This is a genomic window from Bordetella tumbae, assembly GCF_054780995.1.
The window spans coordinates 241,135-260,112 of sequence record NZ_BAAGVG010000012.1; the positions used below are offsets into that span (position 1 = coordinate 241,135).

The 18,978-nt window shown below is 58.8% G+C and carries 15 protein-coding genes and 1 pseudogene; 7 read left to right on the forward strand and 9 right to left on the reverse strand.

Translation table 11 applies throughout. The features are described 5' to 3' along the window. Position 1: 1 nt before the first annotated feature. The 4 genes from ACYVI2_RS11695 (at position 2) to ACYVI2_RS11710 (ending at position 5,182) form a co-directional block, all read left to right on the forward strand. Entirely contained in the window at positions 2–1,267 is a 1,266-nt protein-coding gene (locus ACYVI2_RS11695; protein WP_415821577.1) for a TRAP transporter large permease, read from the forward strand. A 66-nt stretch (positions 1,268–1,333) separates the two neighbouring features. After that, a complete protein-coding gene (locus tag ACYVI2_RS11700) occupies positions 1,334–2,332 on the forward strand; it encodes a TRAP transporter substrate-binding protein (RefSeq protein WP_415821578.1) in 999 nt (332 codons plus the stop codon). 55 nt (positions 2,333–2,387) lie between these two features. Next, a complete protein-coding gene (locus tag ACYVI2_RS11705) occupies positions 2,388–3,059 on the forward strand; it encodes a GntR family transcriptional regulator (RefSeq protein ID WP_415821579.1) in 672 nt (223 codons plus the stop codon). A 155-nt stretch (positions 3,060–3,214) separates the two neighbouring features. Beyond that, the gene (locus tag ACYVI2_RS11710; protein WP_415821580.1) at positions 3,215–5,182 is read left to right on the forward strand and encodes an ankyrin repeat domain-containing protein; all 1,968 of its coding nucleotides are present in this window, start codon (positions 3,215–3,217) and stop codon (positions 5,180–5,182) included. Between the two features lie 74 nt (positions 5,183–5,256). On the opposite strand, the gene ACYVI2_RS11715 is transcribed toward ACYVI2_RS11710, so the two are convergent. The 3 genes and pseudogenes from ACYVI2_RS11715 to imuA all read right to left on the reverse strand — a co-directional run. Beyond that, positions 5,257–8,568 carry an error-prone DNA polymerase gene (locus ACYVI2_RS11715; protein ID WP_460490307.1) on the reverse strand — a complete coding sequence of 1,104 codons (3,312 nt, stop codon included), beginning with the start codon at positions 8,566–8,568 and terminating at the stop codon, positions 5,257–5,259. Then, positions 8,552–10,060 (reverse strand): Y-family DNA polymerase, encoded by a 1,509-nt coding sequence (locus tag ACYVI2_RS11720; protein ID WP_415821582.1) that lies wholly within the window; start codon positions 10,058–10,060, stop codon positions 8,552–8,554. Before ACYVI2_RS11720 ends, ACYVI2_RS11715 begins: the two co-directional genes overlap by 17 nt. 184 nt (positions 10,061–10,244) lie before the next feature. Continuing rightward, positions 10,245–10,883 (reverse strand): annotated as a pseudogene (imuA, locus tag ACYVI2_RS11725) (translesion DNA synthesis-associated protein ImuA); the annotation flags it as partial. A 102-nt stretch (positions 10,884–10,985) separates the two neighbouring features. Here imuA and ypfH point away from each other — a divergent pair. Further along, positions 10,986–11,690, forward strand: coding sequence for an esterase (gene ypfH, locus ACYVI2_RS11730; protein ID WP_415821583.1), 705 nt, complete (start codon positions 10,986–10,988; stop codon positions 11,688–11,690). Positions 11,691–11,756: 66 nt separating this feature from the next. Here ypfH and ACYVI2_RS11735 read toward each other — a convergent pair whose 3' ends face one another. Genes ACYVI2_RS11735 through ACYVI2_RS11755 form a run of 5 tightly spaced genes read right to left on the reverse strand, consistent with a single transcriptional unit; the run spans position 11,757 to position 16,854 of the window. Continuing rightward, on the reverse strand, positions 11,757–13,262 hold the full coding sequence (locus tag ACYVI2_RS11735) for an efflux transporter outer membrane subunit (protein ID WP_415821617.1): 1,506 nt from the start codon (positions 13,260–13,262) through the stop codon (positions 11,757–11,759). Next, positions 13,262–14,140 carry an efflux RND transporter periplasmic adaptor subunit gene (locus tag ACYVI2_RS11740; protein WP_415821584.1) on the reverse strand — a complete coding sequence of 293 codons (879 nt, stop codon included), beginning with the start codon at positions 14,138–14,140 and terminating at the stop codon, positions 13,262–13,264. The genes ACYVI2_RS11735 and ACYVI2_RS11740 overlap by 1 nt, the downstream gene beginning before the upstream one ends. Before the next feature lie 4 nt (positions 14,141–14,144). Continuing rightward, positions 14,145–14,357 carry a DUF1656 domain-containing protein gene (locus ACYVI2_RS11745; protein WP_415821585.1) on the reverse strand — a complete coding sequence of 71 codons (213 nt, stop codon included), beginning with the start codon at positions 14,355–14,357 and terminating at the stop codon, positions 14,145–14,147. After that, positions 14,354–16,408 (reverse strand): FUSC family protein, encoded by a 2,055-nt coding sequence (locus tag ACYVI2_RS11750; protein ID WP_415821586.1) that lies wholly within the window; start codon positions 16,406–16,408, stop codon positions 14,354–14,356. Before ACYVI2_RS11750 ends, ACYVI2_RS11745 begins: the two co-directional genes overlap by 4 nt. After that, positions 16,405–16,854 carry a MarR family winged helix-turn-helix transcriptional regulator gene (locus ACYVI2_RS11755; protein WP_415821587.1) on the reverse strand — a complete coding sequence of 150 codons (450 nt, stop codon included), beginning with the start codon at positions 16,852–16,854 and terminating at the stop codon, positions 16,405–16,407. Before ACYVI2_RS11755 ends, ACYVI2_RS11750 begins: the two co-directional genes overlap by 4 nt. Before the next feature lie 121 nt (positions 16,855–16,975). Here ACYVI2_RS11755 and ACYVI2_RS11760 point away from each other — a divergent pair, with 121 nt between their 5' ends. Beyond that, positions 16,976–17,296, forward strand: a complete 321-nt coding sequence (locus ACYVI2_RS11760) for a 4a-hydroxytetrahydrobiopterin dehydratase (protein ID WP_415821588.1) — start codon at positions 16,976–16,978, stop codon at positions 17,294–17,296. A gap of 90 nt (positions 17,297–17,386) precedes the next feature. Here the strand turns inward: ACYVI2_RS11760 and ACYVI2_RS11765 are convergent, their stop codons facing one another. Then, positions 17,387–17,983, reverse strand: a complete 597-nt coding sequence (locus tag ACYVI2_RS11765) for a helix-turn-helix domain-containing protein (protein ID WP_415821589.1) — start codon at positions 17,981–17,983, stop codon at positions 17,387–17,389. 195 nt (positions 17,984–18,178) lie between these two features. On the opposite strand from ACYVI2_RS11765, the gene ACYVI2_RS11770 reads away from it, so the two are divergent. After that, a complete protein-coding gene (locus ACYVI2_RS11770) occupies positions 18,179–18,967 on the forward strand; it encodes an aldolase (protein WP_415821590.1) in 789 nt (262 codons plus the stop codon). The last annotated feature ends 11 nt before the right edge of the window (positions 18,968–18,978 follow it).

Genomic DNA, 18,978 nt, shown 5'->3' on the forward strand with positions numbered 1-18,978 from the left:
GATGCTGACATCCATTTTTTTCCTGGTGGTGTTGCTGGCAGGCGTGCCGATCGGTATCTGTCTGTGCCTGTCTGGCCTGGCCTATATTTTCGGCACGGGAAATACCGTGCTGCTGCAATCGTTTCCCATGCAGATGTTTGCAGGGGTGGATAGCTACGGGCTGATTGCGATTCCGCTGTTCATCTTGATCGGCGAGATCATGAACAACGGTGGCATTACCCGCCGGCTGGTCGAGCTGGCCATGGCGTTCATCGGCTCGGTCAAAGGCGGATTGGCCTATGTGAATGTGTTGGCCAATGCCTTGGTGTCGTCGATCATCGGGTCGGCGACTGCACAGGTAGCGGTGATGTCGCAAACCATGGTGCCTGAAATGGAACGCCAGGGTTACGACAAGACGTTCTCGGCGGGCTTGACGGTGTATGGCGGGATGCTGGGCTCCATCATCCCGCCGTCAGTGATGTTCGTGGTGTATAGCGTGCTCGCGCAGGTGGCGGTGGGCGATATGCTGATTGCCGGCATCTTGCCGGGGCTGCTGTTGACGGTGCTGTTCTTTATCATCATTGCGATGATGGGAATGGTGTATGCCTATCCCCGCAGCGAGCGGCGCAGCTGGCGTGAGCGCGTTGCGATTGTTGTGCGGGCCAGCCCGACGCTGTCCATTCCCGTGATTATTGTGGGGTCGATCACAAGCGGTCTGGCCAACCCGACCGAGGCGGCGGGGGTAGGGGCGCTGGCAGCGGCATTGGTGGGCCGTCATATCACTGGTGAATTTCGCTGGCGCATGTTGCCCGACATCATGTTGCGGTCGGCGATTTACGCGGCCATTGTTTTGTTTCTCGTGGCCGCCGCGGCGGTGTTTTCCTGGCTGCTGATCTACGGCAAGGTGCCGCAGATGGTGGCGCAATGGATTCAGTCCGTGGCCACGACGCCTCTGGCTTTTTTGCTGCTGGCCAATTTGATTCTGCTGGTGATCGGTACGGTGATCGACGGCATTCCGGGTTTGATCATGACCGTTCCCATTCTGTTGCCCGTGGCGACGGGGATTTATGGCATTGATCCCGTTCATTTTGGTGTGGTGGTGGTGATCAATCTGGTGCTGGGGTTGATGTCACCGCCTGTCGGGTTGTGCTTTTTTGTCGCGGCAGCCGTGACTGGGGCCAAGCCGGGCAAGATGTTTGTCGTCACCTTGCCGTTTTTTCTGGTGTGTTGCGTCGCACTGATCTTGCTGTCTTTTTTCCCGTCGCTGTCTTTGGCTCTGCTCAGGTAGGCCGCGCAGGTCTTCTTACGCTGTCTGTTGTTTTCTCTCTTTGATAATCCATCACAGGATCGCGTCATGACTATTTATTCCCGCCGCCGTTTTATGCAAACTGCTTTGGCCGCGACTGCGGCGCCGATGATCTGGACGCCTGCTGTGCGGGCCGCGTCATCGCGAGAGTTTCGCGTGGGGCTGATTACTCCCGCAGGGCACTCCTGGAATCGTGCAGCCGTGGCGTTTGGCGAAGCGCTGAAGAAAGAAACCGATGGCCGGCTGAGTGTGACGGTTTTTCACTCGGGCCAATTGGGTAATGAGTCAGTCATGATGCAGCAGTTGCAAACCGGGGCCTTGGATATGGGCTGGATTCAGGCAGCCGAACTGGGATCGCGCGTCGATAGTGTGGCGGCGATCAATGCGCCGTATTTGGTGCGTTCGACGGAGAGCGTCGCCAAATTGGTCAAGACACCACAGGCGCTCAAGTTGCTGGAGGTGTTGCCGCGAGAGACCGGGACGATAGGCTTGGGGTGGGGGATTACGGGAATGCGGGTGGTGTTTGCCACGCGCGACGTTAATGCGCCAACCGATCTGAAGGGCATGAAGCTGCGTATTAACCCTACGCCGGTTTATCGTGATTTTTACCAGCTCTTTGGTGTGGCGCCGACGCCGATTCCGACTCCGGCGGTGTTTGATGCCATGACCAATGGCCAGGTAGACGGATTGGAGGCCGATATCGAGCTATCGTGGAACCAGCGTTTTGACAAGGTTTCCAAAGCGCTTTTGCCGATGAATGCGCTGTTCATGCCGTTTGCGCCATTGGTATCCGGACGTGTCTGGAAGGACCTCGATGCCAAGGACAAGGACCTGATCCGCGGCCTGGTGGCGCAGTCGCTTGATGCCCAGATCGCAGACATCGTGACCACAGAAAAAGGCTTGATCGAGAAATTGAAAGAGACGCCGATCGCCTTCAAAAGCGATGCCGGCTACGATCCGCAGCCCGTCATCGCGGAGTTCGACAAGATCTGGTTGCCGAAGGCGCCGCAAATTGCCGAGTTGCGCAAAATCGGCGCGACCCTGTAAATTCGTGCGCACGCCGGGACTGTGAGCCCGGCAGGATTCCGGTACGCTTTCGTTCATGACAAAAACATCCGCTTCATCGTCGGCCCGTCTGCCTAAACGGCGAGCCGCCGACCTTGCGTACGACAAGATCGAGACATTGATCTCCAAACTGGAGATTGCCCCTGGCAGTCCCGTCATCGAAGCCGAATTGGCTGAGATGACAGGGCTGGGGCGCACGCCTGTACGCGAGGCGCTGATGCGCATGGTCTCAATCGGCCTGGTCGTGCAACAACCGCGGCGCGGGCTCTTGGTGTCGACGATCGATGTGATGGAGCACCTGGATGTCCTGGCCACGCGGCGCGTGCTGGAGCAACTGATCTGCACCAGCGCGGCGCGGCGGGCGACAGACAGTCAGCGCAAGGCGTTGCTGGCATGTGCGCACAAGATGGTCAAGGCGGCCGATCGGGGCAATCTCGATGATTACATGACCGCTGATCAAGAACTGGATCACATCTGTCACGCAGCTTGCCGTAATAAATCCGCCGTCAAGGCAGTCATCCCTCTGGTGGTGCAGTGCCGCAGGTTCTGGTATGCCTACCAGCACGAGGGCGAGATCAGCGAGGGGGCGGCTGCGCATCTCGCTATGGTCGAGGCGATTGTCAGCGGCCAGGCCGCCGAGGCCGTGGTCGGCGCGAATCGCCTGATGGATTATTTAGAACTGTTTACGCGCAGGGTGATCGATACTTAGCGCGGTGTATGGCTAATTTGGCGAGAGCCGTGTGACTGGCGGAACAATATCTGGGCTTGAGTTACTCATTGAGGCGTTCGTTGTCTCTGGGGGGCGCGTTATATCGGCGTGATCCACACGAGGCAGCGCTTTTTTTCGCTTACGGAGCCCACTCTATGCAAGTCAATCAAAGCCCGTCCAATGGCGCTGCCGCCTCAGCCAACGTCCAGCATGTCGTCGCCGACCGCGATTCAACACAACGCCCCTTTTCCAATGAGATCTTTTTCGACGCTATCGCCGCGGGCGATCTTGGTGCCGTCAAGGATCTGCTGCAGCATCCCGAGGTCGACCTGAGATCGATCAACACCGCTGGGCAGACACCACTGCATGTCGCCATTGAAATGGGTCATGCGCAGATTTTTGATGCCTTGTTGCTGCGATGTGGTGATGATCCTCGCATCATTAATACGCCGGATCGGTTGGGATACACGCCGCTGATGTCCGCGGACAAAGCACAAGGTATTGCGATGATGAAAGTCTTGGCCGCCGCCGGGGCAAATCCATCGAAGCTCTTGGTGAATGCCATGAGCAGAGGCTGGAAAGAGATGGCTGACGAATTGATCGCCTCGGGGGCCGACGTGTCCGAGGCATTCGAACGGGCCGTCCGACGCAATTTAATGGACGTCGCCACCGTGTTGTTAGTTTGTGGTGCCGATGGTATTGGGGAGCTGACGTCGGCTATCGATCGCGGAGAGATGCACGCGGTGAGACGATTGTTGGATATTGGCGTGGATCCCTCCGAGCTATTGGAACAAGCCGCCGATGTCGGTGATCTGAAAACGATGAAAACCTTGTTGTCCAATGGGGCCAACGCCTTTGACGTGCTGATGGATCTGGCCAGAGATAACAATGTCAGGGCAGTGGCGGTTCTCATTGGTGAAGGGGGCGATCACGTATTACGGGCGTTGCAGGCGCTAGCGAAAAAACCGGAGGATGACGACGCGTTCCAAACAATGCTGGAGGCGGGGGAAATGGTTTTATGTGGTCACGTGCCATCGAGCCCGGACGGTTACGACCGCTATAAAAATGCTATCAGCGCGCTCTTGATCGAAGTGGCAGATGCAGGAAATCTGGCACAGACGCGCAGCCTCATTGACGCGAACGCAGACAGCACATTTGCCGTGCGGAATGCGATGAGCCTGAATCGTATCCCGATGGCGGCCTTGTTGATGATCGCTGGCGCGGACTTTGCTGAGCTCAAACCGCACTTTAACGGGAATGGCTCGGGGCCGACGTACACAAAAATCCGAAGCTTCGTTGATTTGGTAAAAACCAAGGTATCCGAGGTCGCGCCGTATGTGGATGTGGACGATGATCGCGTGATCGGCGCATCTCTGCTTGCAAAGAGACGGTATGAGGCACTCAGCAATATGGGGGATATACCGGAAAGCAGTTGGAAAACCGCAGCAAATGCATTGGCGGCGAGTGGATTTCACCGATCTGCTGAGCTGTGGCTCGCCGTCGAGCGCGGCGATTGGCCGGCGATCAAACGTTTGATCGCAGACGGAACGGTCGATGGTACTGAGGCGCTCAAAAATGCGGTGGACGAAACCGATGTCAACGCGGCGATACTATTGGTGGCTGCTGGTGTCGATATTACCGCTGTGGTGAATTACGCCTTGCAAAGTGGACGTTGGAGAGCGGTCAACACGCTGGTTGGGGCAGGGCTGGACGTCACCGAGGGGCTGACCCGTTTCATCGAGCAAGGCTATGTGCGTGAGGCGATCAATTGGATCGAGATCTGCGGTCTGCATGATGTCGAGGTATGTGAGAGTCTGTTCGAAAATGGTCTAACTGATCAATTGCAGATGTTCGTGCGGGCCCAGCCTGACGAGGGGCGTGCTGCGCTGATGCAGGCGGCTAGTAACGGTAATATCGGCTTGGCCCGGGCATTGTTGGGGGTGGGGGTCGATGGAGCTGGGACGTTAGGGCAGGCGCTTGCCGGTTCTCAGTTGCTGGCGGCTGACAACCTGATCCGTCTGAACGTGGACATCACTCTTGCGATGCAATCGGCTATGGCGGAAAAGAGGGTGGTGGAGCCCGCGATATTTTCTCTATTGGGGGCTAACTCATCGGCCACATAAAAAACAAAAGAACCCCCTTTGACGGGGCAGCAAGCCGAAGGCGCGGCGTGGGGGGGATTGCTGGGCAGCCGGCCTCAATGAAAATCCCGGCTGCGTGCCGTCAGTCCACCGAGTAATGACGACAGATCGATCAACCGTTTCGCGATGAGATGGTGGATGCCCTGGACGTTTTGCCACGTGCCATACACCCCTAATAGCGTGGAGCCGAGCAGCTCTCGTCGCTGGCGCTCCATGAGCTCCGGCCGTACGACGACGTTCACGGGGCCGGTTTCGTCCTCCAGGGTGAGGAATATGACGCCCTTGGCGGTTTGGGGGCGTTGGCGCATGGTGACGAGTCCGCAGGCGCGGGCCAGGCGGCGGTCGGGATACTCGTTGAGTATCGCTGCAGACTCAAAACGCATGCTTTGCAGGCGAGGACGCAGCAACGCCAGCGGATGGCGTCGCAAGGTCATTCGCAAGCTGCGATAGTCTTCGATAATCGATTGGCCTTCGGTGGGGACAGGTAAGGATGGCGTTTCGGTCTCTGTGAGATCTGCCTCGCGCAGCAGATCGCGGCTGGCTACGCTGGCGCTGGCTTCCCAACTGGCGAGCCGGCGATGGCCGACCAAACGATGCAGCGCATCGGCCGCCGCTAATGCATCAAGGTCATGCCGGGTGAGCTCTGCACGACGCGCGAGGTCTTGGGTGTGAATGAAAGGCTGTATGGCGCGAACGTGTTCGATGCGTAGCGCGGCGGCTTCTGAGAGGCCTTGGATTTGGTTCAGGCCCAGGCGGACGGCGAGACGTGGCTGGTCGGATGAATCGTTCGGGAGTGATGCGTCGCGATGTGCACTGCCTGATGCTGCGGGAGGCTGTGTCAACGAGGCCAGTGGTGTAGCGATAGATGATGTTTCCACAGGCAAGGCTTCTATTGGCAAGGGCTCCAATGTAGCTTCCCAATTGCTGATAGTGACATCGGTCGGTAACACACGCACGCCATGGCGTTGCGCGTCTTGGATCAATTGCGCGGGCGCATAGAAGCCCATGGGTTGGGAATTCAATAGCGCTGCCAGAAAGGCTTCCGGTTCATTGCACTTTATCCAAGCGCTCGCATAGGCCAGCAGGGCAAAGCTGGCGGCATGGCTTTCCGGGAAACCATATTCACCGAAGCCTTGGATCTGCCGGATGATGGCGTCAGCGAATTCCTCGGTATAGCCGTTTTTGAGTAAACCTGTGACGAGTTTGTCATTGAATTTGTCGATGCCGCCTTTGCGTTTCCAAGCAGCCATGGAGCGTCGCAGTTGATCGGCTTCGCCAGCTGAAAAATCGGCAGCGACCATGGCGATTTGCATGACTTGTTCTTGGAATATGGGTACGCCCATGGTGCGCTCTAAAACGGCCTCTACCTTCTTGCTGGGATAGGTGATTTCCGCAGGATTTTGTCGCCGCTTCAGATACGGATGCACCATCCCTCCCTGAATCGGCCCCGGCCGCACGATGGCGACTTGCACGACCAGATCGTAATACTTGCGAGGTCGTAGACGAGGCAACATGCTCATCTGCGCGCGAGACTCGATCTGGAATACGCCTATCGTGTCGGCCTTGCAGATCATGTCGTAGGTATCGGATTCCTCTTTGGGAATATCGTGCAAAGCCCACGATATCCCTCGTCGTTGATTAACAAAATTCAATGCCCGACGCAGAACAGACAACATACCCAACGCCAACACATCGACCTTTAATAGGCCCAACGTATCGAGATCATCTTTGTCCCATTGCACAACGCTGCGATCCGGCATGGCTGCGTTTTCGATGGGCACCAGACGGGCCAGATTTCCCTGTGAAATAACAAATCCGCCAGGATGCTGAGACAAATGGCGCGGAAAATTGATCAAGGTTTCGGCCAGAATGGCCCAGTGTTTAGCGACGGTCGAATTAGGATCCAAACCACAGCCACCTAACGTACGCAGCATGGCGCGTTTGCCATCCCACCATTGATGCGCACGAGCCACCGCATCAATGACTCCTGGGTCGATGCCCAGCGCGCGGCCAGTATCGCGCAACACGCTGCGGGGCCGATAGGAAATGACAACGCCAGTCAGCGCAGCACGATGCCGGCCGTATTTTTCATAGATATACTGAATGATTTCTTCGCGACGTTGATGCTCGAAATCGACATCGATGTCGGGCGGCTCGCCACGTTCCTTGCTGATAAAGCGTTCGAACAATGTCTGACTGCATTGCGGATCGACGGCAGTAATACCCAGGCAGTAGCACACGACGGAGTTGGCGGCCGAGCCGCGTCCCTGACAGAGAATCTTTAGGCGATCTGCCTCTTGCACAATGTCGTAGACCGTCAGGAAATACGGCTCGTATTGCAATTCGGCGATGAGCGAAAGTTCTTTTTCGATTGTCTCGCGAACAGAGGAAGGGATGCCTGCGGCAAAGCGCTTTGCCGCACCGGCATAGACCTCTCGTCTCAAATAGCTGGTGGGCGTTTCTCCCTCGGGCACGATTTCATCAGGATATTCATAGCGCAAGGTCCGCAGCGAAAACGTGCAACGCTGTGCGATGGCTACCGTTTCAGCCAATATTTCGAGCGAATAGAGTGATGACAGGCGCAAGCGGCTGCGCAGATGCTGTTCAGCGTTGGATTGCAGATCGTAGCCACACTGCGAGACAGTGCGCTTGCTGCGGATGGCAGTCAATGTGTCATGCAGGGGTTTGCGCGAGCGCACGTGCATATGCACATCCCCGAGCGCGGTGACGGGCAGCCCCGTTAGACGGGCGGCATGCTGGATAGCGTTGCGATGTATATCATCGCGCGCATGATGCAGTAATGTCAGGCCGATCCAGGCCCGGCCAGGAAAGGTGTGCGCCAGCCATTGTGCTTGTTTCGCGATGACCTCTGCCGGTGTACCCTGTGGGGGTGACAAAATTGCCAGGCACTCGGGCATATGACGCAGATGCGTATACGCAGGTGTGGGGGCAGAAATATCATCCAGATAGAGCTGATACGCGCCTTTTTCAGCGCGCGACCGACCCAGCGTAATCAACTCGGATAAGTTGCCATAGCCTTCGCGTGTTTGTGCCAGCAACACGAGTGACAGAGGGTATGTCTGTGGCGACGCAGAGGCGGTATGTAGCCGCAGCGTACTGCCGATAATGAGGTGAATCTTCCGTTCTTCCTCTTTAGCCAGTTTTTCCACCTCAGCCAATGCACGCACCACACCGGCCAACGAACACTCATCCGTGATGGCAATCGCGCTGTATCCCAATAGCGCAGCTTGCGTGACGAGTTCCTCGGGATGCGAGGCCCCTTGTAGAAACGAGAAGTTCGACAGGCATTGCAATTCCGCATAAGCGGGCAAGCCCGGCAGGGCCGGAATATCAGGCATACCGTCCATGTAAAAACCACCGTGCGTGTTCGGTATCGCGCTCGCGGTAAATCCAATAGCGTGCGGATGCCGCGTCCTCGGCGACAAAATAATCGCGCACCGTCAACGCAGCATCCCACCAGCCGCTTTCGATACGCTCGGGTCCGCGCACGAGCCGCAAAGGTTGGCCGGAATAGACCGGACGATGTTGCTGGACCTGCAACGGAATCGGAGGGTCGAGCAACCAAAAGGGACGATCCATGAGGGCGAACGGGGGCCGTGATAGCGGATCGGGGTGACTCGATGAGCGCTGGACAGAGTCAGGACTCTTTTTGGCGTCTTGAGCCGCACACCAGCGATTCGCTGTCTCGGGGCGATGGTCCGCAACCGGTTGCGCCTGCAACACGCGTTCGCGTCCCAAGCGTGCGCTGAGCAGGTCCAGCAAACGGGCGTGCTCCGCTGGCGAGCCACCGGGATCGGGAAACAAACTGGTGCTGGCGGTAGGTTGTTCTACGGTGTCATCCACACGCAGACTCAATGCGATGGCTGGGGCCTCCAGTGGTAAACGTCCAAGTTTTTCACGCAGCAGATTTCGCAGATGCGAGGTCTGCCACGCGGGCTGTGCCAGACTGATCGGCAAGGTGGTCGGCGGGCGAGCATGTCGGCCGCGCTCGTGCTCCAGCGCCAGCGTGAAATGTTGAACCGCGCGACGTCTGGCGACGAGCCAGCCACAGAGAGGCTCGATGAGCCGTTGCGCCCAGGACAAAACCGCCTCGGCATGCTCGATGTAATCGGGTAATTCCAGACGTTGAAAAAAACGGGCGGGTGGCTGCATCCAGACGTGGCACTCGGGCGCGTCGCCATAAGCCGCATCCAACGTATGGAGCAACTCGGTGCCGCAACGACGTTGCAGCCCGGCACGAGGTAATCGACGCAGGTCGCCGAGGGTGCGGCAGCCAATACTGTGCAACCATTCCCGACGAGGCTCAGCACTAGGCAATAACGTATGGGACAAGGTATCGAGCCGACGTGCCAAGGTGTGAGTTTGCAGCGTGCGTCTCGGTGTTCGGTCCGAGGATTGATGCGCTAACAACCAGGCGCCTTGTGCCGTGGGAGCCATGCCTAAAGACGTGTGCAGACCCATGCCCTGCAGCGTAGTGGCAATGCGTTGATGCAGGCGGCGAGGGCCGCCAAAATACATCAGACTGGCGCTGACTTGTAAGAGCAACGTATCCGGCGCTGCGATGGCAAGGTCGGGCGTGTATTGCAGCAAAGCGAGCGCGGTTTCGTGCAGCAAGTGCTCTTCGGCCAAGGGATCACGTGTCAAGAGCGGAACATCTGGCGCGATCGCGGCAGCGCCAGCGCGACGCATGCCGATATGGATGCCCGTCGCCGCAGCCGCTGGCGTCAGCGCCGCAACACGAGCTTGCTCCAACACCGCAAACGCCGACTCAGGGGACCATCGTGGATGAACGGCGTCGAGCGGCAGGCTGCGCAGAAAGGTGGCGATCCAAAGAGACATGATCAGAAGACAAGCTTTTTAACGCGTCGGTGGCGTGGGCTCCGGATGTGAAAAGGGTATTAAGCGCGCCGGGGGATAGGGTTCCTGATGAAAGCATTGTTTTTAACGAGTCAGGAGACAGGGTTCCTGATGTGAGCATCGGTGTGGCGACCGTATCCTCGGTCGATTCCACGGATGGCACCGTACCTACGCCAGTCTCCACCCCCGTATGCATCGGGGATTCGAAAACCAACGACAACGGCTCTGTGCAACTCGGACCGCGGCGTTTCAGAATATGCACAGACAGCCCGCCGGGGGCAGGCGCCAGGGCCAGTCGTAATGGCGCGGGTGATGCCTGTTGTGCAGCGGTGGCCGGACGCAACACAAAGCACAGCGTATCTGCCATCTGAGCCGCCAGATGCAGGCGGCGCAAGGATTCTGGACGGACCCGAGGCAGCCAGCACAACAGTGCCCCGCAACTGCCGTGTTTCAGGATTTGCTCGGCCGCCCAGAGTGCATCCAGCGGACGCTCGGGGGCAATCCAGAGCAACTGCTCGGGATTCAAGCGCCAGCCTTGCCAGCAAGCCTGGTGTGGCACATGCGGGGGCTGGACCAAGGCAATCGGATGATGGCGATCAAGCTGCGCCAATGCCGGCTGCAGCAGTCGGATTTCACCGATCCCGGCATGCGGTGTCAGGAGCTCGATGAGCGCGCCCGAGGGCCAGCCTCCGCCAGGCAGTTGGGCCGACAGCGTGGCATAGCCGGTGGCAACGCCGCGCTGGGCGCCGTGAGCCAATTGGGTAGCTCGCCATAAGGCGGGATGGATATGTTCTGGGGACATCATGGTTAATCTCTTTTGCTGTATAAATATACAGTATTTTCGGGAGGGATTTACAATGACGTATTGGGGCCAGATCCACCATGCCCCGACATGCTGGAGCCCCCCATGACAGAGCCTGCCTCCCTTGAATTCCTGCCTGACGCCGATACCGAGATCAAACAGCTTTTTATCCTGCTGCACGGTGTGGGCAGTACGCCGCACAGTCTTGCAGCCTTGATCCAGGCTGTACGCACGGCATTTCCGGCGGCGGCGATTTTGGCACCGGCCGGATTTGAGCCCTATGACGGCGGGGGCGAGGGGCGCCAATGGTTTTCGGTGCGCGGGATTGACGAGGACAACCGCGCGGAACGCGTGGCCCGTGCTTTGCCGCCGTTGGTGGATTATGTCCGCGCCGCACAGGCTCGATTTGGCCTATTGCAGTCCGATACCGCGCTGGCCGGTTTTTCGCAGGGAGCGATCATGTCGCTCGAGGCCGTGCAGGCACATGATGGTCTGGCCGGGCGCGTGCTGGCATTTTCCGGCCGCTATGCCCAGTTGCCTAAAGTCCCGCCGCAATATACGACCATCCACTTGTTGCACGGGGCCGATGATCACGTGATGAACGTGTCGTATGCCCAAACGGCGCAGGCATGGCTGGATTCTCTACATGGTGATTGCACCATCGACGTGGCCAGCCGCGTCGGCCACGAGCTGCATCCGGCCTTGATCCAGCGCGCCATCGAACGCCTGCAAACCTGCGTCCCGCTGCGCAGTTGGGAAGCCGCGCTGGGGCTGGATCAGGCGCCGTCAAAGGGCGAGACGCTGCATTGATCCGTAGTGCTTAAAACCAGGTCTGAGCTGCGGCTTTAGGGGCGGACAGCTTGAGCGACAGGCACTTTACCTGTCGCTTGGCCGGTTCTGGGATCGAGTATGCGATGTGGTTTGATCCGACGCGGACGTATCTTGAGCCACCGGCGTATCCTGCCAACCTCCACCCAACGCCAGGAATAAATCGATCTGATCGCTGCTTAATGCCGCCTGCGATGCTGCGAATGCGCTTTCATCGCTGGCCAACGTGCGTTGTGCATCCAACACGTTCAGATAATCGGTTTTACCTGCGTGAAATAGTTGCTCGGCTTGCTTGGCTGCGATCGCGCTTTGGTTGCGCGCCTCTGCCAAGGCGGCATTTCTATCGAGCTGTCGGGCATATGAGACCAGTGCGCTTTCAGTTTCGCGCAGTGCACCCAATACCGTTTGGTCAAAGTTGGCCAGGGCGGAGCTCGCGACGGCCTTGGCTTGCGCGATCTGCGCCTGCGCCACACCCGTGTTAGGGACTGTCCAGGAAATCAGTGGGCCGACGCTCCAGCTAAAGGTGCCGCGTTCGCCAAACATGGTGGCAGGCCCAGCAGACCCTCCCGACAAGCCCAGCGAGATGGACGGGTACAACGACGCCGTGGCGACGCCAATACGCGCGGTCGCGGCGGCCAAGCTGCGCTCGGCCTGACGTATATCGGGCCGGCGGCGCAGCAGGGCGGCGCCATCTCCGACCGGGATCGCCTGCGTCAGGCGGGGTGGTTGGTGGCACTCTAATAGCGTCGTGGACATTTCGGCGGGCGTCTGGCCGGTCAGCGCAGCCAAGCGATAGAGTGCTGTGCGTTGACTCGCCTCAAAGGGCGGCAGGTTGGCTTGCAATTGCTGCAACTGGCTACGTGCACGCGTGACATCCAGTGCGGTGCCGCGACCGGCTTGTTGCAGGCGTTGCACCGCGTCCAGCGAGTCGCGCTGCACGTTCACCGAATGGCGGGCCGAGGCCAGTTGCATACCGGCCGAGCAGATATCCGCATAGGCACGCGCTGTTTCCGCGGCGACGGTCACGCGTGTGGCATCGTAGGCGGCCTGAGCAGACTGTTCGTCGCCCTCGGCAGCCTCGATGGCACGACGGATTTTGCCAAATAAATCGACTTGGTAGCCGATGCTGATGCCACCGGAATACGACCAGCGGTTCATGGGCCGTGTGTCTGGCGACAGCACGGAGACCCCGGACGCATGCCCATAGGTGGGCGAAGCATTCACGCCGATGGTCGGTTGTTGAGCACCACGGGCCTCTTCGGTCACGGCCTGAGCGCGTTCCAGATTAGCCGCCGCCATACGCAAACTGGTATTGGCCTGCAGTGCCTGACCGATGAGTTTGTCTAACGTCGGGTCTTCGTACAAGCGCCACCACGTACCGGGCACGCTATTTTGCTGAAAGACCGCTTCGTGGGACTCTTGAAACTCGCCTGCAGCGGCAGGGCGATTCACGGCGGCGTCTGTGGGGACTTGATAGTCCGGGCCGACCGCGGCGCAGCCCGCCACCGCGAGGATGATGGCTAGCGCCAGCGGGGTTAGAGCGCGAGAGGCAATCATTTTGAATGAACCTCCACCGTTGCAGTCTGACCCGCTACCAAACGGACACCCTCGGGTACCTTATCAATGCGGATACGCACGGGGATACGCTGCGCCAGGCGTACCCAGTTAAAGTTGGGGTTCACGTTGGGGAGCAAGTTTTCACCCAAGCTGCGATCGCGGTCCGCAATCCCCATCGAGATGCTTTCCACGTGGCCGCTGATTTGACGGGATTCACCCATCAGCGTGACCGTGGCGGCATCGCCTTCGTGGATGTGCACCAGTTTGTTTTCTTCGAAATAACCTTCGATGTAAAACGAGTTGGCATCAACGAGAGCCATGACGCCGCGGCCGGCTGTCGCATAGGAGCCCGCGCGCAAATCCAAATTCGTGACGCGCCCATCAACCGGCGCCACCACGCGGCTACGCTCCAGATTCAGCTTGGCGGTATTGAGTTGGACTTCGGCTTCGGCCAAAGCGGCCTCGGCTTGTTGCAAGCGTGCCTGGCTTTGTTCGACGGCTTCGGTCGCGACCAACGAACCGAGCGAACGGTTGCGTTTGACGTCTCGTGTCGCCTGGTCACGAGCCACTTGTTGTGAGCGTACGGCGGCCTGGGCCTGGTCCAGGGCTAATTGGAACCGTGCGCGATCGATTTCAAACAGGACATTGCCTTTCTTGATGTCTTGGTTGTCGTTCACAGGGACGGCAGTGACCAGGCCGGATACATCGGGCGCGACCTGCACGACGTAGGCCTTGACGCGCCCATCGCGTGTCCAGGGATCGATTTCGTAATGGATCCATAACTGCCAGCCGGCATAGACCGCCGCGCATACGGTCAGTACCGTCACGACAAATTTGCCTACACGGCGAAAGCGCGGCGAATTGAGGATGTTCATGATGCTACTTCTTGAATATATAAGGTGAAATCAGGTACACGCCATAGAGCAGGACCACATATAGCGCCATATCGAACAAGGCGGGGTGCCATACCAGCCGATAAAAACCGACTCGGGCCAACACCCGGCGCACGACCCAGGCGACCCCTAGCGTGATCACCCCCAGCACCAATGGCCAAGGGAAATAAATGCCGTACAAATTAAATTCGCCGATCATGATGCATGGGCCGGCAGCAAAATACCGGATTGATAGTCAGGGGCTTCAGGAAACAAGGCACGCCGGATGCCGACCAGCGCCACGACGGCGCGTTCGCGCGCCACCAGCGCCCCAGGAGATGCCGTAACGCGAGCCAAGGCCCGGTCAATGTTGTCGAGCAAGTTGGGGTAATCGGATGACTTGCGGTGTTGGGTCGAGCGTTGCCGAAAAAAATCCGCCAAGCCTTTCAATACCGGGCGTACCGTGGCGTCGATGGCAGGCAGAATACGGCGTGCACGCTGCAGCTCGGCAATATCGTTACCGACGCGCAGATCTTTCAACGCATCATCGGCCAAATGGTCATCGGCGCGTTTAGCGAGAGACAGGCGAGGTTGCAGCATGCCGATACGGTCCAACATCCGAGAGGCATAGGCCGAACGCGAGGGAGCCTGGCTGGCGCTCGCCAACGCCGCCAGTTCTTTCCAGTTCGCGGCTTGAATTCGACGTGCGCTGCGGTCTGCACTCATGGTACGGAAGATCGCGGCAGTGATAGCCGCCGTCGTCACACCGATGATTTGTGCGGTCATCGTGTCGATAAACGACACCAGATCGGCTGTGTTCGTATCGTGCAGCGCGAGTGTCCCCAGAAAGCCGAATAGCAAGGCCATGGCCTTGAGGGTATAAGCCGGACGGGCAATCAATACACCGAGCATCAGGGGGACAGGCGCCATGACAAACGCCAGCATTTCGAACGAATGCACCGCTGGCAAGATCCCCAATAAATACAGTGCTGAGATGGGAATCGAGTAAATCGTGTACCTCAGGAACATCATGATGCCGGGCACGGGGTTATCCTGCGCGGCAAAGAAACAGCTGAAAATCGCAGCCATCATGACTGCCGTCGAGCCGTTAGTCCACGACGTTTGAATCCAGAAAATGCTGCAGATTGACACGGCCAGGCCAGCGGCCAGCGCCGACCACAATGCCAAGCCATGGTCACGGTGCATCACGGCACCGAACTCCAGACGGGCGGGGCGGCCGGACTTGCGCGGCGTACCCGCCAGACCATCACGAATATCATGTCGCAATGCCAGACAGCGATCAAAACCGTCGACCAACTCACGTAAACGATTGACCAGGCTGATCATCAACACATCATGCCAATCGGCAGCAGGACCGATCTCGGGGGTCAGCGCCGTCAACGCCGTACGCAGTGTGTGGGCTTGTGCGCGGTCGGCCTTGGGACCCATATCGACCCAAGCCGCAATGTCCCGCAAAATGCTATTGACGGTATCGGGCAGTGCACGCCCGTCTTTTTGCAGTGCGTTCAAACGATCATCGACAGCCGACACCAATGGTGTCAAGGCAGAGATCTGGTCTTGCATTGCGCGTACCGCACCCGCCGTCCAACGGATATTGCCCGTATCGAACGGCACGTGAGTGGCCAGTATACGCAGTTGGGATAGATCCTCGGCCAAGACGCGACGCTCTTTGCCGCGCAGCACGGTCTCGCGATTGGTCAGGATATCGTGAACCCAGTTGCGCGCATCGCGCATCGTCGCATCCAGTCGCGCCATCAAGGGGCCGGCAATTCCGTGCGGGAAAATCAAACTATGCGCTAGCGTTGCACAAACAATGCCTAGAGAAATTTCCTCGACCCGTGCTAAAGCCGTATCGAACACCGTCGTGGGATCGGTCACGCTCGGAAAGCCGATCATGGCGGCGGTATAACCCGCCAACATGAACAAATACGAGCGGGGAGTGCGGTCGAGAACCGAGATATACAGGCACAGACCGATCCAGAGCGACATGACCAGCACCATCAGCACTGGCTGGCTGGCGAGGCGCGGCACGAGATACACCACCACGGCGCTGCCAAAAAAAGTACCACCAAGCCGGAAAACCGCCTTGGATCGCACTGCGCCGGCCCACGGTTGAGCCACAACATAGGCCGTCGTCATCGCCCAGAACGGGCGGGACAATCCGATGGAGTACGAAAGATAAAGCGCCGTAATGGCGCCTATGTAGCACTTGATCGAAAACAGTATTTCATCGCCGTCGGGCAGTTTCATGGCCGGGGCTCCTTGGGCATGGGAACCGCATCGTCTCGGCCTAGTGCCGATTTCAATGTGTCAAAAACACGCATGCATGCTTGCAGGTCTTCGTGACTGACGTCTTTGAAAATCTCGCGGCGCAGCTTGACGAGGACGCCTTCGACTTGTTCGCGCAGGGCATGGCCATCAGGCGTCAGATGTATCGTGCGCGCACGGCGATCGTGCGGATCCTCGCGGCGTTCGATCAGACCGGCCGAAACCAACTGATCCAAGACACGAACCAACGATGGTCCCTCGACACCGAGCGCCTCGGCGAGCGCACCCTGGCGCACGCCATCGCCCAGCCGGCCCGTCAAAATGACAGGCCAGGCAGTTGCCTGTGACAGGCCATAGGCAGACAGGGCGCTATCGGCTACGCTGCGATAAGCACGCGATAGCACCATCAGGCTGGCGGTGGTGGCCATAAGGCAGGAGTCGGTGTGTGGGTTCGTCATATTTGTATTGTATGCTATTTATTAGCATCCTAACAATATATTTGGGCGAGAATTTTCCTTTAGGGCACATTGACCGTTCAGGAGAGCGACTTTGACTAAACCATCCTTGCCCCGGCTGGGCGCGCAGAACGTCCTGTCCGGCCTTGCCGGCTGGCGGGCGCATGCCGAGCGTGACGCTATCCAGAAAAGCTTCCAGTTCAAAGACTTCAACGCTGCCTTTGGTTTCATGGCGCGCGTGGCCATGTACGCCGAGAAGCTCGATCACCACCCCGAATGGTTCAACGTGTACAACCGCGTCGACGTGGTGCTGTCCACCCATTCGGCTGACGGCGTGACCGAGTTGGATGTCCGCATGGCCCGTTTCATGAACGAAACGGCCGTATCCATGGGGGCGGCCGACGTGGCTGGCTGAAGACCTCTCTACTGCATGCCATGCTTTTCATTGCATGGGGTGAGGGCGTCTTGCTTTATGACGGCAGGGTACCGACCAGGCAACCTGCTCTCAAGCCTGATCGCTGGCGATAATGATGAGCGCTCGTGCGGTCTTGCGGCCTTCGGCGCACAAGCTGTGTGGCAGATAGCCCGGAAAACGCACGCTATCGTCGCGCTCCAGCAGCACCGTGTGTTCGCCGAAATGCACGCGGACGCGGCCTTCCAGCACAAAGATCAATTCATCGCCGCCGTGGTGAGCCACGGTGCGCTCGCCATGCGTTCCGACCTCTACCACCATGACGGACAGGCCGCTGTTGCTGGCTCCCATGGTGATGGCTTCATAAGTGTGTTCACCTGGCTCCGTGTCTGACGAGCTCAATCGGTGCCGTTCGCCTGCGCGCACGATATGGATTTCGTCTTTGGGATCGGCCTCGCCCAGCAGGGCGGACAGCGGCGTTCCCAACACGGTTGCCACCGTATGCAGCGTGCCGACCGATCCGAATTTTTCCCCGCGTTCGAGGCGCGACAGAAATCCCTTGTCCAAGCCGGTTTGCGCCGCCAGTGCTGTCAGCGTCAATTTGCGCTGGCGTCGCGTTGCCCGGATACGTAGACCCACTTGCTGAGCATCAGGGGGCGCGGCGGCTAAAGGTGGACGTTTGGCTGGCATGGCAAGACGGCGGCTATCTCGGGCGAAAACGCGATGATGCCACTTTTGGGCGTGGCGCACAGCGCGACATTGAGGGTTTCCCCTTGTTGTCTATATGGGCAATAATTTGTACTTTGGACAACATGTTGCCTATAGGGCAAAGCAGACGAGATAACCGGTACGTGTTGTCTCTCCCTGGAATGAACGGATATCAAGATGTCGGATTACGCTTTTCAAGATAAAGAAGCCCTGCGCAGCCGTGTCGATCGCGAGATCGAGGCACGGGCGACGCCCTCGGCGAATTGGACTTCAGCGCAAAAAATGGCCCTGGCTTGCCGGATGCTGGCCGCGCAAGGCCATTGGCATGGCGGCCTGGCCGGACAGATCACCTCGCGGGGCGATGAGCCTGGCACGATTTGGACCTTGCCTTTCGGGATCGGCGCCGACGAGGCACGTGCCAGCGAATTGATTCTGATCGATGAAGACATCAATCCTCTGGATGGCAAATCGCTGCCGAATCCGGCCAATCGTTTCCACGCCTGGATCTACCGGCATCGCCCGGAAGTCCAGTGCATTGTGCACACGCATCCCCCGTCCGTGTCGGCGCTGTCGATGGTGGGTGAGCCGCTCGTTGTGGCGCACATGGACGCCACGCCGTTTTTTGACGATTGTGCCTATCTGCCCGAGTGGCCGGGTTTGCCTATCGGTGACGACGAAGGCGAAATCATCTCCAAGGCGTTGGGTAACAAACGTGCCATCCTCTTGGCGAATCACGGCCTGCTCACGGCCGGCAAATCGGTCGAGGAAGCCACGGTGATGGCTATTTGGCTCGAGCAGGTCGCGGCATTGCAATTGCGTGCCCGCGCGATCGGGCCGGTCAATCCCGTGCCTGCCGACCGCGCACGCGAGTCCCACGATTTTCTGGTCAAGCCCAAGATCCTGGAGCTGACTTTCGCCTATTTCGCCCGTCGCGCGTTGCGCGAGGCGCCTGACTGTCTCGATTGAGAGGAGCTTTG

Excerpts from the sequence above, each read along its gene's own strand:
- ACYVI2_RS11695 (WP_415821577.1), top strand. The coding sequence starts at position 2 with ATGCTGACATCCATTTTTTTCCTGGTGGTGTTGCTGGCAGGCGTGCCG.
- ACYVI2_RS11700 (WP_415821578.1), top strand. The coding sequence starts at position 1,334 with ATGACTATTTATTCCCGCCGCCGTTTTATGCAAACTGCTTTGGCCGCG.
- ACYVI2_RS11705 (WP_415821579.1), top strand. The coding sequence starts at position 2,388 with ATGACAAAAACATCCGCTTCATCGTCGGCCCGTCTGCCTAAACGGCGA.
- ACYVI2_RS11710 (WP_415821580.1), top strand. The coding sequence starts at position 3,215 with ATGCAAGTCAATCAAAGCCCGTCCAATGGCGCTGCCGCCTCAGCCAAC.
- ACYVI2_RS11715 (WP_460490307.1), bottom strand. The coding sequence starts at position 8,568 with ATGGACGGTATGCCTGATATTCCGGCCCTGCCGGGCTTGCCCGCTTAT.
- ACYVI2_RS11720 (WP_415821582.1), bottom strand. The coding sequence starts at position 10,060 with ATGTCTCTTTGGATCGCCACCTTTCTGCGCAGCCTGCCGCTCGACGCC.
- ypfH (WP_415821583.1), top strand. The coding sequence starts at position 10,986 with ATGACAGAGCCTGCCTCCCTTGAATTCCTGCCTGACGCCGATACCGAG.
- ACYVI2_RS11740 (WP_415821584.1), bottom strand. The coding sequence starts at position 14,140 with ATGAACATCCTCAATTCGCCGCGCTTTCGCCGTGTAGGCAAATTTGTC.
- ACYVI2_RS11745 (WP_415821585.1), bottom strand. The coding sequence starts at position 14,357 with ATGATCGGCGAATTTAATTTGTACGGCATTTATTTCCCTTGGCCATTG.
- ACYVI2_RS11750 (WP_415821586.1), bottom strand. The coding sequence starts at position 16,408 with ATGAAACTGCCCGACGGCGATGAAATACTGTTTTCGATCAAGTGCTAC.
- ACYVI2_RS11755 (WP_415821587.1), bottom strand. The coding sequence starts at position 16,854 with ATGGCCACCACCGCCAGCCTGATGGTGCTATCGCGTGCTTATCGCAGC.
- ACYVI2_RS11765 (WP_415821589.1), bottom strand. The coding sequence starts at position 17,983 with ATGCCAGCCAAACGTCCACCTTTAGCCGCCGCGCCCCCTGATGCTCAG.
- ACYVI2_RS11770 (WP_415821590.1), top strand. The coding sequence starts at position 18,179 with ATGTCGGATTACGCTTTTCAAGATAAAGAAGCCCTGCGCAGCCGTGTC.